Raw genomic sequence first — 15,868 nt, 5'->3', positions numbered from 1 at the left:
GCTTCGCTACCATGGTGATATGCACGACGACGCTACTTCTTCCACCGCGAACTCCCTCACCCAACGTTTCCTTTCCGCGGTGGAAGATCTCCGGGCCGAGCTTGACCATGCCACCGGGCTAGATTCGCGCGGTTTTGGGGATGCCTGGGCGAAAGCGTACGCGAAGCGGGTTCCCGCGGTGGTCCGCAATCATGACTTGGGAGAGGTGCTGCGCAACCTGCGTAATACCATCGCGCATAACAACTACAAGAATGGCCAGCCCATTGCCACCCCGCGCGCCGATCTGGTGGAGGCCGCCGAACGGTTACTATTCCAGGTGCGTAACGAACCTCAAATCCAGAACTTCATGGTTCACGACGTCGCTACCGTCTCCCCCGCGGACACCTTCGCTACTGTCGCCACCATTCTGCACGCCCACGGCTACGCCCAACTGCCGGTGGTGGACAACTCCACGGAATCCACAGACGCCACGATTACCGGACTACTCACCACTAATATGGTGGCCCGCTGGGTGGCCGGCATGGTAGCGGCCGGGAAGGAATCACAGCTGGCTGAGGTACCGGCCGGGGAGATCCTCGCCCACAGCGGTGCACATGATGCTCCTCTCTACGCCAAACCTTCCGACCGCGCCATGGCGGTATGCACGGCCCTCACCGACCGCGGCCACCCCGCCGTACTGATCACCCGCACCGGAGATGCCACCGGGGTGTTGATCGGACTGGTAGCCCGCGCCGATGTGGGGCGAATTTTCCGAGAAATCGCCATTGCGAGATAGGCGCACCGCGCGGGAGGCTGCTGCGGCGTCGTACCACTGAGGGATCACCCCGTCATCGGAACGGCACCGCCCCGCACGCCGTGAAACCGCCGCGTCCTCGCTCAGGAAGAAATTTTCAGCTTTCCGTTATCTATTTAAAGCTTTCTGGGGCACACTAGAATGTATCTATCGCCACGTTATTAGCCGACGTAAAGGGGATGTGATGGCGCAAAAAGATGTTGAGAACGCACGGGCAAGCACCACCGGGCCACTTCCGGGCTCCGGCTACGTAGCGTCCTCCTCCGAAGAAGCGCGAGCAGCCGCGGCACGCGAACCGAACCGCCGCACCGTGGGCGAATTGTTCTCCTCCGCCACAGCTCAGTTCTCCACCCTGGTTCGTGACGAGATTCAGTACACCCAGGCCAGTCTCAAGCACAAGGTCCTCAATCTCGGGATGGGCGGAGTGCTCCTCGCGGTGGCCGGCGTGCTGGCGCTGTTTATGTTCGGTTTCCTGTTGCACGCGGCCGCGGCTTTCTTCACGATGGTCTTCGGTGGGCGCTGGTGGGCCGGTTACCTGACGGTTGCCGGGATTCTGCTCCTTATTATTGCGGTGCTCGCGCTGCTGGGGCTGCGCAAACTCAAGAAATCCGGAAAGTATCCAACTAATCTTGTTGGCGGCCTGAGCAAGGACGTCGACGCCGTGAAGAAAGGCCTATCGAAGTGAGCGCTTCCGATAACCGTAAACCTGAGGACATCCAGCGCGATATCGAACGCACCCGCGCGGAGCTAACCGCCACCGTCAATGAGCTGGTGGATCGCCTCGATCCGCGCACGAATATCAAAAACGCTACGGATGCCGCTAAAGACAAGGTGGCTTCCACCACGGCCACCCTGAAAGATAAGGCTGCTGCTTTGACAGAAGCCGCGAAGGATAAGGCTTCGGCTTTTGCGGATAGCGCGAAGAGCACCGCGGCCGAGGCCTCCGCCAAGGCCTCCGATTTCGCGTCCACCGCGAAGGAGAAAGTGAACGGCCTGGCTGATTCCGCGAAGGAGCGTTTCGCCGGCGTGGGCGCCAGCGCCGCGGGTGCTGATGACTGCGGCCCGTGCGGTTGCGGTTGCGCCGATACCGACGTGACACTTGCAGAATGCGAGGGCGGCGGGACGTGCGGTGGAGCGTGCGAATGCGGTGGCGCGCACCATTACGACGACGCCGCCGGCCACGGGTGCTCCGGCCATTGCTCCGCAGGGCATTCCCCCGCCGGCCATTGCTCCGCAGGAATTCCCTCGCCCGCGCAGGTAGCCCAGGATGTTATTGCCGATGCTCGGCGCGGGGAACAAACCGGGCTGGCCGTGGTGGCTGGTCTTGGGATTGCCGCCTTGGGTGCAGTCACACTACTGGGTAGTGCCCTCTTCGGGCACCGGCGCAAGTAGCTGCGCGGCGCCTTCACCCGCGGGTTGCTCGCCGGGAGGTACGTTGCCCCGAGGTGGGGCGAATCATTTCCGCGGCCTGTCTGACCTGAACTGCGGGCGTGGCGCGTGACACCTGTCGCGGGCTCGCCAGGCCCTTTACAGGCCATCTACCTGGGAAAGGTGAGGAGCGCCGTACTATTTCCGCGTATGTCACATAGCCATCTATGGGCTACAGCGGCTAATATAGGTCACGAAATAGTAAACCGGGCTAGAAGAGCCCAGATGAGATGAAGGGGGTCGAGCTCATGGGGCGCGGCCGTCAGAAGGCTAAGCAGCGTAAGGTAGCCCGGAATCTCAAGTACTTTACACCGGATACTGATTACGCCGCTCTCGAACGTGAGCTGGGTATTAATCGTGATGCGCGCCAGGAATCCCACTACGATTCCTCGGATGATCCGTACGCTCGTTACGCAGACTACGCAGATTACGACGAGTCAGATGACAATGACGATGACTGGGCGGACGACTACGATCCGAACAATATTCCACCAGCCACCAAATAGGTACTCATTCCGTTAACGAACGTGCCGGCGGCCCTAAGGCTGCCGGCACAATTGTTTCTAAGCCAAGCTCGAAAACAAAGTGCGCGGGAGAGCACCGTTTCAGAGCGATTTCGTGTTCCTTACGCGCACTTGACAGGAGTCAATGTCCAGGACGCGCACTTTGAGGGGGAGAGACTCGGTCAGCTAACAAAATGTACCTGGGTGACAGTTTTTCCGCGATTTAATGTCCGTGGCGTACACTCTCCGGCCCTAACAGTCCAAAATGCACCTTTTACAGCCTTGACGCCTGAGAATGACCCACTCCGCCTACCCTGCCCCGCGGGAAGTCGGTCCACGGAATGTAGGGCTGTTGGCTCGAGATGCTACCCGCCCCGGCAGGAGACGGGGTGTTTTTCCGAGATGTACTTCGCATGTACGACATCTGCACTACAGCTCGGAAAACACCTACCACCCCCGCCGGGATGCGTGTGACTATTGAGACTCCAGAGACTTGTGTGACTTATGGGATTCCCACGATCAGCGCGCCACACCCTCGGCTCATCGAGCCGAGCCGGCCACATGCACCAGGGGGAGAAACTCGGAGAGGTTCGCGCGGGTTCCGGAGGCGTCCACCCACCCGGAAGCCACGGCATCATCCCAGTTCAGAGTACCCACGCACAATCCCAAGAACGTGCCCGCATCGCATTCGACCACATTCGGCGGGGTACCACGCCGGTGGCGCACCCCGGCAACCGCCTGCACCGCCCCAACATAAGGGACTCGGATTTCCACCGCGTGCCCGGGATGCCGCGCCGCGAGCTCCTCGAGAAGGAACCGCACAGCCGTGCGCGATTCACTCGCGCTCAGCTCCTCACCTGCGTGAAAACGGGTGAGGAGGGGCAGCGCGTCCGCGCTATCGATTTTTCGTGTCACGGATCCACTCTACGACGCGTCGGAGCACAACGGCACCTAAGGTACGACGGCGCAACCGCGAGCGCGCCGGGCACCGCGAGCGCTCCGGGCACACCGAGCGCTCCGGGCATACCGCTCTTAGATCACGCCCTGGGCAATCATCGCCTCCGCGACCATCTCGAAGCCCGCGGCATTGGCGCCCACCACATAGTCACCTTCGTGGCCGTAGCGGGCGGCGGCATCCAGGGCGGTGTCGTGGATATCGTGCATAATATCGTGTAGTTTGGCATCCACTTTCTCGAAGTCCCAGCTTTGGCGTGCGGAATTCTGCTGCATTTCCAGGGCGGAGGTGGCCACCCCGCCGGCGTTCGCGGCCTTGCCGGGCGCGAAGAGCACACCGTTCTCCTGGAGCAGGTGGGTGGCCTCGAGGGTGGTCGGCATATTCGCGCCTTCCACCACCGCGCGCACTCCCCCGTCGAGAAGCTGGCGCGCATCGGCCTCATTGAGCTCGTTCTGGGTGGCACACGGGAAAGCAATATCCGCGCGAATCCCCAGGTCTGCCAGGTTCCAGACCTTCGCCCCGGCCTGGTACCGGGCCCCGGGGCGCTGCGCCGCGTAATCAGAGACCCGCCCGCGCAGATCTTCCTTAATATGGCGAAGGAGCTCGACGTCGATGCCGGCGTCGTCGTACACCATCCCGGAAGAATCCGAGGCGGTGACGACACGCGCGCCCAGCTGCTGCGCCTTCGCAATCGCGTACAGCGCAACGTTCCCGGAACCGGATACCACCGCGGTGCGCCCGTCCAAGCTTTCCCCGTGCGCGGCAAGCATGGCGTCGGCGAAGTAGACCGCGCCGTAACCGGTGGCTTCGGTGCGGGCGAGCGAGCCGCCGAAGCCGAGTCCTTTGCCGGTGAGCACGCCGGCGTCGAAGCTATCGCGGATGCGGCGGTACTGGCCGAAAAGATAGCCGATTTCGCGCCCGCCCACGCCGATGTCACCGGCGGGAACATCAATATCCGGGCCGATGTGGCGCTGCAGCTCGGTCATGAAGGACTGGCAGAAGCGCATCACTTCGTTATCGCTTTTACCCTTGGGGTCGAAGTTCGCCCCGCCCTTGGCGCCACCGATGTGCTGGCGGGTCAGCGCGTTCTTGAAGATCTGCTCGAAGCCGAGGAATTTGAGCATGCCCAGGTAGACGGTGGGGTGGAAGCGTAAGCCACCCTTATAGGGCCCGAGCGCGGAGTTGAATTGCACCCGGTAGCCTTTGTTGACGCGAATTTTCCCGGCGTCATCCACCCACGGCACCCGGAAGGCAATGATGCGCTCGGGTTCGACGAGCCGTTCCAGGATGGCTTGGTCGGCGTACTCGGGGTGAGCATCGAGGACCGGCGCAATGGAGTCGAAAACTTCGCGCACGGCCTGATGGAATTCGGGTTCGCCCGGGTTGGCGGCGACGACCTGATCGTAAACTTTATTCGCGTAATGCATATCAAAATGGTAAAACGTCCGAGTGCTTTCACGGTAAGATTTCGCACCGCGAACACGACTCCGCGGTGCACGTCACACTTACCGCCCGGGCCAGCGCTCCCCGGTGAGCATTTCACAAACACGCAGGTAACGGTCGCGAATATCGGCCACCACAGCGGCGGGAAGGGCTGGCGGTTGGGTGCCTTGCTCCGCATTCCACCCGGATTGCGGGGACATGAGCCAGACCTGGGCAGCGTCCTTATCGAAAGAACGCAGCGCTTCCGGGGTGGGCAGCACCTCCCCGGATTTCACCGCGCGGTAGTCGGTGGAAAGCCAGTAGTGGGCAGTATCCGGCGTGAATGCTTCGTCGGCCAGGATGAGCCGGCTGGAGCCGGCATCCATATCCGTACCGAATTCCAGCTTGGCATCCGCGAGCACCAGCCCGCGGGCCAGCGCGATGGCGTGGGCGTGCCGGTAAAGATTGAGAGCCAGCACGCGCACTCGCTCTGCGGTGCTCTCCCCCACTCGAAGTATGAATTCCTCCCACGGAATGGGGATATCCGGGTAGCCAGGCCGGCGCTTTTCCGCAATCCCGACCCAAGGTAGTTCTAGTTTGGCGCCCACCTCGATAGCGCCGTCGTACGGCATGGCATCGAGCGTGCCGAGGGTTCCGAGCGAGCGCACCGCGCCCGCGGTCAGATAGCCGCGCACCATTACTTCGTACGGGAGCATGCGCAGGGCCCGCACCAGGATCCCGCGCGCGGCAATATCCCGCGGGACGCCGCCAGGTAGGTAGTGGCTTTCTGCGATATCCCCGGTACGGTCGAACCACCAGCGGGCAATCCGGGTGATAATTTCGCCCTTATCCGGAATGAATGTGGGAACAACGTGGTCGAAAGCCGCGATGCGATCCGAGGCCACAATAAGATAGGTATCCATCCCGGCCATCGCACCCCCGGGCACGGGCCGGTATAAATCGTGCACCTTCCCGGAATAGGTGCGTTGCCATCCCCGAATGGGGACAAGGCTACCTGTGGTGTGTGTAGACATTCCCGCCCCTCAATCTCTTCACGCGGGAGGCTCCTTCGCGTTCCCGCTCCGGTGTTGCGCGAGGGGTCACCGCGGGCTCCGCATCACGTACCGCAGCCCAACGGTGATTCTCCCCACACAACGTTCTTTCCTTATAGTAAAGGAATCTTCACCGCCTGTCCTGGGAGCTAAGTCACCTATATCGCATTTACGCAGGTCAAGCGGGGTAAAGCACGACGGCGCAGCTGCCCGTGGGGCAGCTGGCGGCGCGCCCGCGAGCTACCGCTCCGCGTCACGCGGCCGCGCCGCCAAGCTCAGCCCAGCAGGTCGTGGAGCACAATCGTCTGTTCGCGATCCGGGCCCACCCCGATGAGCGAGAAACGGCAACCGGCCATCTCCTCCAGCCAGCGCACGTAGCTTTGCGCATTGGCGGGCAGGTCCGCGAATTCACGCACCGTGGAGATATCCTCCGTCCAGCCCGGGTGATATTCGTAAATGGGCTTGGCATTGGCGAAATCCCAGGTATCGATGGGGAATTCATGAACGCGCTGGCCGTCAATCTCATAGCCCACGCACACCGGGATCTCTTCCACGCCGGTGAGTACATCCAGCTTGGTGAGGACCAGGTCGGTGAGGCCATTGACCCGCACCGCGTAGCGTGTCACCGGGGCGTCATACCAGCCACAACGCCGCGGGCGCCCGGTTGTCACCCCGTATTCGCCGCCCGCTTCGCGCAGCCAATCGCCGGTATCTCCGTGCAACTCGGTGGGGAAAGGTCCTTCGCCCACGCGGGTGGCATAGGCCTTGACGATACCCACCACCCGGTCGATTCGGGTAGGGCCCACCCCGCTGCCGGTGACCGCCCCGCCGGCCGTGGCATTCGAGGAAGTCACGTAGGGATAGTTGCCGTGGTCGATGTCCAGGAGGGTGGATTGCCCGCCTTCAAAAACGACCGTCTTGCCGTCATCAAGGGCCTCGTTGAGTTCACGCGAGGCGCTAATCATCATGGGTGCGAGGCGTTCCCCATAGGCGAGGAGCTCGGTGAGTACGTCGTCGACATTAATCTCCTCGCGCCCCAGGGCCCGCAACACCAAGTTTTTCTGCGCCACCGCGGTCTCCACCTGCCCACGCAAGCGCCGCGGGTGCACGAGGTCTACGATTCGGATCCCCACGCGATTGGCTTTATCCGCGTAGGTGGGGCCGATGCCGCGGCCGGTGGTGCCGATTTTGCCGTCGCCGAGGACTTCCTCGTTGAGGCGGTCGAACATTTTTGTGTACGAGGTGATGACGTGGGCATTTCCGGCGATGCGGAGGTTTTTCGTGGAGACGCCGCGCGATTCCAGCTCCGCCATTTCCGCGAAAAGCGCTTCGGGATCAACGACGACGCCGTTGCCAATCACCGAGATGCAATCTGAATTGAGAATGCCGGACGGGAGGAGGTGGAGAGCGAATTTCTGGCCATCCACGCTGACCGTGTGGCCGGCATTATTACCCCCGTTAAATTTCACAACATAATCGGCACGCTGGCCGAGCTGGTCAGTTGCCTTGCCTTTTCCTTCGTCGCCCCACTGGACGCCGAGAATAATGACCGCGGGCATAGTATCTAATCTCCTCGTTATATCAAACAGGTGTAAAGAGCTCCGCCACCCGTGCCGCAGTGCGGCTACCGTGCCGCCGCCGTTGGACAGCCCGGGCGAACGTCCCGCTTTACTACACAATAATAACCGCCACAGCCCGCCGCGGGCATCTTTGCACATTTTCGGAAAGTTTCTCAGCTAAGGTAGAGAAGGCACGTGCCCGAATATTTTTCGAGGAGAAAAATGTCTGAACTGACTCAACCACTCGGGGCTTTTACCCGTTCGGTATCCGGTGTTTCAACCTCCGGATCCTCCCTGCGCGATTACTGGGAGGGGCTGTCCGAGCTCACCATGAGCCGGCTGGCCGATAACTGGGAAGCCACCACAAAGAAATACCGGGAGGGTCAGCGCGCCAGCTACTTCTCCGCGGAATTCCTCATGGGGCGCGCACTTCTCAATAATCTCGTCAACCTTGGCCTGGTGGAAGATGCCCGCAAGGCCCTGGAAGATTACGGTCTCAACCTCACCGATGTGCTCGATGAAGAACCCGATGCCGCGCTCGGTAACGGTGGGCTGGGGCGCTTGGCTGCCTGTTTCATGGATTCGTGCGCTACCCTCAATTTCCCCGTGGTCGGCTACGGGATCCTCTACCGCTACGGCTTGTTCAAGCAGAGCTTCGTGGATGGTTTCCAGAAGGAAGAGCCGGATCCGTGGATGGAAAACGGTTCGCCTTTTGTGGTGCGCCGGGAGGCGGAAGCCAAGCACGTGAAGTTCGCGGATATGGATGTGCGCGCGGTTCCTTATGATATGCCGATCACCGGCTACGGCACCGCGAATGTCAATACACTGCGCCTGTGGAAGGCGGAGCCCCTGGAAGAATTCGATTACGACGCTTTCAATTCCCAGCGTTTCACCGATGCGATTGTGGAACGCGAGCGCGTGAATGACCTGTGCCGGGTGCTCTACCCGAATGACACCACCTACGAAGGCAAGGTACTGCGGGTTCGCCAGCAGTACTTCTTCTGCTCGGCTTCCCTCCAGTGCCTGATCGCGGAGCATAAGGAAGCGCACGGGGATATTCGTTCCTTCGGGGAGTACAACTCGATCCAGCTCAATGACACTCACCCGGTGCTCGCTATTCCGGAGCTCATGCGCCTGCTCATGGATGAGGAAGGCTTGGGTTGGGAGGATGCCTGGAAGATTGTTTCCCAGACCTTCGCCTACACCAACCACACGGTGCTGGCCGAGGCGCTGGAGACCTGGGAAACTTCGATTTTCACCAAGCTTTTCCCGCGTATTTATGACATCGTGGCGGAAATGGATCGCCGTTTCCGCGCAGAGCTGGCGGAGGCCGGTTTCCACCCGGGCAAGATTGAGTACATGGCGCCGCTGTCCGGCGGGCTGGTTCATATGGCCTGGATCGCGTGCTATGCCTCGTTCTCTATTAACGGGGTGGCCGCGATCCACAGTGAGATCCTCAAGCGCGATACCCTCCACGACTGGTACGACATCTGGCCCGAGCGTTTCAATAACAAGACGAATGGCGTGACGCCGCGCCGCTGGCTGCATAATTGCAATCCGCGCCTGGCCGCGCTGCTCACCGAGGTGCTCGGGGATGATTCCTGGGTCACGGATCTGGATAAGCTAGCCACCATCGAGGAACGCGGGAATGGGGATATTTACCGCCGTCTCATGGAGATCAAGGCGGAAAATAAGCGTGATTTCGCGCGTTGGATTAAGCGGCGTGACGGCATTGATATTCCCACCGATGCTATTTATGACACGATTATTAAGCGCCTGCACGAGTACAAGCGCCAGCTCATGAATGCGCTGTACATTCTCGATCTGTACTTCCGGATTAAGGACAATCCCAGCCTGGAGGTCCCGCCGCGGGTCTTCATTTTCGGGGCGAAGGCCGCGCCGGGGTACAAGCGCGCCAAGGCGATTATCAAGTTCATCAACGAAGTGGCGAAGCTCGTGAATAACGACGCCGATACGCGCGGGAAGATCACCGTGCTCTTCGTGGAGAACTACAATGTGTCGCCGGCCGAGCATATTATTCCAGCCACCGATATTTCCGAGCAGATTTCCCTGGCCGGGAAGGAAGCTTCGGGTACCGGCAATATGAAGTTCATGATGAACGGCGCGCTGACGCTGGGCACCATGGACGGGGCCACGGTGGAAATCGTGGATGCCGTGGGCGAAGAAAATGCCTATATTTTCGGGGCTCGCGAAGAAGAGCTGCCGGAATTGCGGGCGCGTTACAATCCGCGCGAACAGTACGAAACCGTGCCCGGCCTCAAGCGGGTGCTCGACGCCCTGGTGGACGGTACCGTGAGCGACGGCGGAACCGGCGAATTCCACGACCTCCTCGGGTCCTTGCTGGATGGTTCTTCGTGGGAGACCCCGGACGTGTACTACGTCCTCGGCGATTTCGCTGATTACCGGGCGACCCGCGACCGCATGGCCGCGGATTACGCCAAGCAGGAAGAGTGGGGCCGCAAGGCGTGGATCAATATCTGCCGCGCGGGCCGCTTCTCCTCCGACCGCACCATCGCGGACTACGGCCGCGATATTTGGGGCGTGAAGGCAGCGCCGATTAAGTAGCGCGTGCAGCGCGTGTAGCTGCGTGCGATGCAACCCATGCGGGCGGCGACGCAAAGCGCACGCAAACTAGACGGGCGGCTATGCAGCTGCGCGAACCGCGGGCGGCGACGCAAAGCGCACGCAAACTAAGCGGGCGGCGGGTGTGTGATTCTGGCACATCCCGCCGCCCGAGTTTGTTTTGTTTCGCGGCCCGGCCTGCCCGCTATCATCGTTCATGCGCAGGCTGCTTCTCATATTTAAGAACGACGACGCCGCGCCTGCTGGCCAACCGTGAACCGGATGGAGACCGTGACCCGCGCGGTGAGCTGGTCACGCCGGAGTCGGTGTGCATCCTGATCAACGGTGGCGATAGCGTGAACCAAGACTTCGGCCAAGCCATCCGCGAGGAACCTACCGGCGAGAAGGACGGCGTCGTTCACCGCCCAGAAGAATGCAACCGCCTGACAGCGAGCTCCGCAGGAAGCAGCCCCGCGATATTCTCACGGGCCTTACAAACATCAATAGTCACACCAAACTCAGAATTCACACCAGTCCTCGCGGGTGCGGTGTGTATTGTCCGAGCTGTAGTGCAGATGTCGTACACGCGAAGTACACCTCAGAAAAAGTACCCGCCTCCGCCGGGGGGCGGGGTAGCTGGAATGGGTCAGTTTCAAGCTTCAAGGCTGCAAAACGTGCATTTTGGACTGTTAGGGGCACAGAGCGTACGCCACGGACATTAAACCGCGGAAAAACTGTCACCCACGTACATTCCGTGAGTTGGCCTGGTCTCTCTCCTCCTCAAAGTGCGCGTTTCGAACCGTGGCCCCGGTCAAGTGCGCGTTAGAGACACGAATTCGCCCCCAAAACGGTGCTCTCCCGCGCACTTCATTTCGGGGCTGCCGGGGCTAACCCGTTTCCACCCGCTGCTGCCCAACAAAGTGGTACTCCACGACAGCGGAACGAACAGAGTGGTACTGCACGACAGAAATTCAGGGTTTGGCTGTAGCTCCAATACCACTTTGTTTCCGCGCCGGGAATGCCGGGCCGCTGGCAACTGCCGGCGGTGCGGGTTACCCTTCGGCCTCGGCGAGGAGAGCATCGAGGACCGGGCGTTGCAGCCAGGCCGTGAGGTAAAGCGGGACGCTCAGCCCGACCAGCGCCAAAGCCCAGAAAATGGCCAAGCGCGACACCGGCGCATAAAGCCAGGCCAGCGGGAGCGCCACCACGGCCGCTACGCACGCGGCCGTGCGTAGCGGCCGGGTGATGGCGAGGAGCACCGAGTTACCTAGGTGTTCGAGGAAGGCGTTGGAGAAGAATGCCTGGAGCGTCACCAGCCAGACCAGCACTGCGAGTACAAGCAGGAGGGCCACGATAATGAGGCCCGAAAGGATGCCAGCTAAGCGCGGATCCGCGGCGATTGCGGAGTCGACAACCGAGCTCCCAGCAAGGGTGGAATCGGCGGCGTGAGCGGCCGCGTCGGTGCTGAGCCCAGCCGCAGGGTCAGTAGTGAGAGCCGCGGCAGAATCGGCCGCGGGGGCGGCTTTGCCGGGGCCGGCCAGGCCGGAGACCCAGCGGTTTTCCCACCAAGCCAGACCGAGAAGGCCGAGAGTGGGCAGCCACCAGGCCAGCGACGGCAGCAAAGCCGCGCGGAAGTGCTGCCACCACAGGCGCCACGGCCGGGGTGCCTCGCCGCGGAGCAACTGGGCACTCACTCGCGCGGAGGCCACCAGGCTCGCGCCGCCGCTCACCACCGGGAGCAGCCCGAGCAGCGTCATGATATTAAGCTCCACCAGGATGACGGCGTCGGAAAGCCCGCGCTGGAAAGGTGAGTCAGGATCGAAAATCCGGCGCATACATCTCCTTCGGTTGGTGGACATCCTCGTGGTGGACATCCTCGCCCGGTACGCCCGGGTCCGGTACGCCCAACGCCCGGTACGCCCGCTCCCGGTACGCCCGCGCCCGCGGGCGGAAACGTTACGAGCCTATGCGGCGAGCGAAGCCCCGCGGACCGGCACCGCAGGGCCAAAGCCCCACGTGGCCGACTTACGGCGCCGCGCTCCCGGTATCGGGTGCGCGGCGCCGCGGCGTCGTCGTACTTCTTAACCCTTGACGGAACCTGCCGCAACGCCTTCCACAATATAGCGCTGCGCAAAGAGGTAGAAAATAATAATCGGAATAATGGCGAGCACCAGCACCGCCATCTGGGCCCCCAGATCCTTATTTCCGTTCGAGCCCACCAGGAATTGGATGACCACCGGGACGGTCCGGTAAGCCTCCTCGCGCCCGATCACGAGGTTCGGAAGCAGGAAGTCGTTCCAGATCCACATGGTGTTGAGGATCGCGACCGTGACCGCCGTGGGCTTGAGCATCGGCATGACCACCTGGAAGTAGGTCTTGAAGGGCCCGGCACCGTCGATAGATGCCGCCTCTTCAATTTCCCCGGGAATCGAGCGCACGAAGCCCGCGAAAATAAATACCGAAAGCCCCGCCCCGAAGCCGAGGTAGAGCACCACCAGGCCCCACGGGGAGGACAACCCCAGCTTGTCCGCGATTTTCACGGTCGGGAACATGACCATCTGGAAAGGCGCCACCATGGAGAACACCAGCAGGTAGTACAGCAGCGACGTCCACCAGCTCCGCACCCGGGCCAGATAGTAGGCCGTCATCGCGCAGAAGAACACAATCACCAGCACCGAGGCCACCGTCACGAAGAATGACCAGCCCAGGGCCCGCATAAAGCCCGACAGGTTCAGCGCGGTCTGGTAATTATCCATCCCCGCGAAAGTTTCACCGGCCGGCAAACTGAAGGGATCGTCCGAGATGAAGAAACGCCCCTTGAAAGAATTCACGAGGATGAAGAGCAGCGGCACCACGTAAATGAGGGAGAGAATCCCGAGGAAGCCCACAGCCGCCCAGCGCCCGGGGGTCATGCGCACCCGGTGGCGCGGAGCCTTGAGCTTCGGTTTTGCCGCAGGATCAGTGCCGCGTGCTCCCGCGCGAGCAGAGTCGCGTACCTCCGTGCGCGTTTCCGCGGGAACGACGGCGCCCTGGGACCCAGCGGCGACGGCGCGTTTGCCAGTTTCGGTACTCACAGGTCCACCTCCTTCGTGCGGGTGGCGCGCAGCTGAATAAGCGCAATCGAGGACACAATGAGGAAGAAGATCACGGCCTTTGCCTGCGATACTCCCTGCTGCCCGACCTGCTCATACATGCTCTTCACGATATTGAGCGCCGCCATTTCGGTTTCCCGCATGGGGGCGCCGTTCGTGAGCGCCAAGTTTTGATCGTAAATCTTGAAGGTATTCGCCAAGGTCAAGAAGAGGCAGATCGTAATCGAGGGCATCATCATGGGGATGGTGACCGAACGGAGGGTCCGCCACCGCCCGGCGCCGTCGATCTGCGCGGCTTCGTTGAGTTCGGCGGGCACATTCTGGAATCCGGCGATATAGATAATCATCATGTAGCCGATCATCTGCCAGTTGACCAGCAAGATGAGGCCGATGAAACCATATTTCGAATCATTAACCAGCGTGGTGCCGTAATTGGAGAGGATCGCGTTGAGGAGGGACTGCCAGGTGTAGCCCAGCACGATCCCGCCGATGAGATTCGGCATGAAGAAAATCGTGCGGTAAAAATTCGTGGCGGGTAGCTTCTGCGTGAGCAGATACGCCAGGAAAAACGCGATGATATTAACGCTAATAATGGACACAATTGCCACCGAGGCGGTGAAGATCAACGCCCCGACGTAATTTTGTTGCTCCGTGAAGGCATTGACGTAATTTTGCACGCCCACCCAGGTAGCATCATCCAGCGTGGTGAAATTCGTAAACGAAAGATAAATACCAATAAAGAACGGGGCGAGGAAAGCTATCCCGAACGCCACGTACGTGGGCCCCACGAAGGCGAGCCCGTGTTTTTTCAATGTTCTCATGAGAAACCCCCTGTGACACGCGGGGCCCACCGCGATGGTGAGCCCCGCGCCTCACCTCAGGCAAGGCAGGTGTGGTAGCAGTGGACGCGGGCGCTGCGTAGCACGCGGCGTGGCGCGCGCAGCACAGCCAATAAGCGCCCGCGCCGCCCCGCTACTTCACCCCGGCGGCTGCCTTCTCAGTATTCCACTGGGTCACGAAGTAGTCCTTCACCTGATCCCAGCTTTCCTTACCGACGGCATACTGGCTCAGGTGCTGACCCAGCCCGTTCTTGAACTCCATAGAGGGAGCCACCTGGAAGTCCCAGGCAACGTTGTACCTATCGGTATCCTTCATGTACTTGAGGACTTCCTTACCGAGCGGATCGGTGGGCGACAAGCTCGCGTATTCCTTGAAGGGAGCAATGAAGCCGAGGTCCTCCGCGCAGAGCTTAGCGCCGGTGGGATCGTTGAGCATCCAGTTGAGGAAGTCCATCGATGCCTTCTTATCGGCATCCGAGGCCTTGTTATTGATGGTCAGGTAAGCTTCGGTACCTACCGAAATACCGGCCTTTTCTTCGCCCTTGACACCCATGTAAATGGGGAGGAAGTGGATATCTTCCGGCTTCACGGTATTTCCGGATACGCCATCGATCTGAGACCAGGCCCAGTTACCGTTCTGCACGAAAGCAACCTGGCCCAGCGCAAATTCCGCCATGGAATCGGTGACCGCCTTCGCGGTGGTTTGCGAGGGTTCTACCGTGGAATCGGTGAGGTACAGATCGAAGATCTTCTTCATATTATCCAGGTAGGTGCCTTCAATCTGGCCGGTATCCGATACGCCCTTATCGCGCAATTCGTAATGCAGTGCCCAGTTCATGAGGTGGGTCTGCCAGCGCCAATCTTCATTGGGCGAGAGCGAGGTGGCCGCGAAAGCGCCCTTAATGCCAAGTTCATCCTTCTTGGCCTGCATATCATCCGCGACTTCCTTGAGCTTGTCAAAGTTCTTGATTTCATCCACGGACTTAGCCTTGGCGCCCGGTAGCGCGAAGTACTTCTGCAAAATAGCATCGTTGTAAATGATGCCGAAGCCTTCCACCGCGTGGGGGACGCCGTAAATCTTGCCGTCATCGCCCTTGAGGGCCATGTCCTTATCCGTCATGGCCTCAATGAAGGGCGCATCGGAAATATCACTGGCGTACTGCTTCCACTTGGCCAGACCGACGGGGCCATCCACCCGGAAAATGGTGGGGCCATCCGCACGCCCGAGCTCATTGGCGAGGGTGGGCTCATACGAGCCACCGGTCGCGGATACGATCTTGATATCCACTCCGGTTTGCTCGTGGTATTTCTTCGCTAATTCTTGGAAGGCCTGGTCAGATTCAGGCTTGTAATTGAGGTAGTAAACCTTGCCGGCCCCACCGTCACTACCGCCACTATCGGAATTGGATACACAGCCACCCAATCCCGCGATGGCCACCAACCCAGCTGCGGCGAAAGCAGCAATTTTCTTCACTGAATGCATCGTTACGTCTCCTATGATCGTCAATGCGAGCAAGAAAGCCGTAGCCGCGACAGCACCGTAGCGCCCGGCTCCCTTACCTGTGTGGTGATACTAGTTTACACCACAGTGTGACTTATCTTGCTTTCTACAGTTCTAATTTAATGTCACCTTCGCGTGTGC

The 15,868-nt window shown here is 60.8% G+C and carries 14 protein-coding genes; 5 read left to right on the top strand and 9 right to left on the bottom strand.

Annotated elements, in window-relative coordinates:
- Window positions 1–19 precede the first annotated feature (19 nt).
- The 4 genes from ACRQEG_RS06500 to ACRQEG_RS06485 all read left to right on the top strand — a co-directional run bounded on the left by ACRQEG_RS06500 (window position 20) and on the right by ACRQEG_RS06485 (window position 2,727).
- Complete coding sequence (locus tag ACRQEG_RS06500; protein WP_274735030.1) at window positions 20–775, top strand: CBS domain-containing protein; 756 nt, start codon at window positions 20–22, stop codon at window positions 773–775.
- Window positions 776–977: 202 nt separating this feature from the next.
- Entirely contained in the window at window positions 978–1,478 is a 501-nt protein-coding gene (locus ACRQEG_RS06495; RefSeq protein ID WP_274735031.1) for a phage holin family protein, read from the top strand.
- Complete coding sequence (locus ACRQEG_RS06490; RefSeq protein ID WP_320758073.1) at window positions 1,475–2,185, top strand: DUF3618 domain-containing protein; 711 nt, start codon at window positions 1,475–1,477, stop codon at window positions 2,183–2,185. The genes ACRQEG_RS06495 and ACRQEG_RS06490 overlap by 4 nt, the downstream gene beginning before the upstream one ends.
- Window positions 2,186–2,451: 266 nt before the next feature.
- Window positions 2,452–2,727, top strand: a complete 276-nt coding sequence (locus ACRQEG_RS06485; RefSeq protein ID WP_016442195.1) for a DUF3073 domain-containing protein — start codon at window positions 2,452–2,454, stop codon at window positions 2,725–2,727.
- A 537-nt stretch (window positions 2,728–3,264) separates the two neighbouring features.
- Here the strand turns inward: ACRQEG_RS06485 and ACRQEG_RS06480 are convergent.
- The 4 genes from ACRQEG_RS06480 to ACRQEG_RS06465 form a co-directional block, all read right to left on the bottom strand.
- On the bottom strand, window positions 3,265–3,639 hold the full coding sequence (locus ACRQEG_RS06480; protein ID WP_320758072.1) for a sterol carrier family protein: 375 nt from the start codon (window positions 3,637–3,639) through the stop codon (window positions 3,265–3,267).
- A gap of 117 nt (window positions 3,640–3,756) precedes the next feature.
- Window positions 3,757–5,106 carry an NADP-specific glutamate dehydrogenase gene (gene gdhA / locus ACRQEG_RS06475; protein ID WP_435730836.1) on the bottom strand — a complete coding sequence of 450 codons (1,350 nt, stop codon included), beginning with the start codon at window positions 5,104–5,106 and terminating at the stop codon, window positions 3,757–3,759.
- A gap of 78 nt (window positions 5,107–5,184) precedes the next feature.
- Window positions 5,185–6,135 (bottom strand): phosphoribosylaminoimidazolesuccinocarboxamide synthase, encoded by a 951-nt coding sequence (locus ACRQEG_RS06470; RefSeq protein WP_435730837.1) that lies wholly within the window; start codon window positions 6,133–6,135, stop codon window positions 5,185–5,187.
- Window positions 6,136–6,428: 293 nt separating this feature from the next.
- Window positions 6,429–7,712 (bottom strand): adenylosuccinate synthase, encoded by a 1,284-nt coding sequence (locus ACRQEG_RS06465; RefSeq protein ID WP_016442191.1) that lies wholly within the window; start codon window positions 7,710–7,712, stop codon window positions 6,429–6,431.
- Between the two features lie 222 nt (window positions 7,713–7,934).
- On the opposite strand from ACRQEG_RS06465, the gene ACRQEG_RS06460 reads away from it, so the two are divergent.
- The gene (locus ACRQEG_RS06460; protein WP_320758069.1) at window positions 7,935–10,298 is read left to right on the top strand and encodes a glycogen/starch/alpha-glucan phosphorylase; all 2,364 of its coding nucleotides are present in this window, start codon (window positions 7,935–7,937) and stop codon (window positions 10,296–10,298) included.
- 236 nt (window positions 10,299–10,534) lie between these two features.
- On the opposite strand, the gene ACRQEG_RS06455 is transcribed toward ACRQEG_RS06460, so the two are convergent.
- From ACRQEG_RS06455 to ACRQEG_RS06435, 5 genes are all read right to left on the bottom strand, one after another.
- Window positions 10,535–10,717: a hypothetical protein gene (locus tag ACRQEG_RS06455; protein WP_320758068.1), complete on the bottom strand. Its 183-nt coding sequence runs from the start codon at window positions 10,715–10,717 to the stop codon at window positions 10,535–10,537.
- A 630-nt stretch (window positions 10,718–11,347) separates the two neighbouring features.
- Window positions 11,348–12,130, bottom strand: a complete 783-nt coding sequence (locus ACRQEG_RS06450; protein ID WP_320758067.1) for a hypothetical protein — start codon at window positions 12,128–12,130, stop codon at window positions 11,348–11,350.
- Between the two features lie 246 nt (window positions 12,131–12,376).
- Complete coding sequence (locus ACRQEG_RS06445; RefSeq protein ID WP_081637306.1) at window positions 12,377–13,207, bottom strand: carbohydrate ABC transporter permease; 831 nt, start codon at window positions 13,205–13,207, stop codon at window positions 12,377–12,379.
- A 158-nt stretch (window positions 13,208–13,365) separates the two neighbouring features.
- Window positions 13,366–14,208, bottom strand: coding sequence for a carbohydrate ABC transporter permease (locus tag ACRQEG_RS06440; protein WP_016442187.1), 843 nt, complete (start codon window positions 14,206–14,208; stop codon window positions 13,366–13,368).
- Window positions 14,209–14,359: 151 nt separating this feature from the next.
- Window positions 14,360–15,709 (bottom strand): ABC transporter substrate-binding protein, encoded by a 1,350-nt coding sequence (locus ACRQEG_RS06435; protein ID WP_320758066.1) that lies wholly within the window; start codon window positions 15,707–15,709, stop codon window positions 14,360–14,362.
- Window positions 15,710–15,868: the final 159 nt, after the last annotated feature.

This window comes from Actinotignum stranguriae (assembly GCF_051265215.1).
Taxonomy (GTDB): Bacteria; Actinomycetota; Actinomycetes; order Actinomycetales; family Actinomycetaceae; genus Actinotignum; species Actinotignum schaalii_C.
This window is presented reverse-complemented; position numbering and strand designations above follow the sequence as displayed.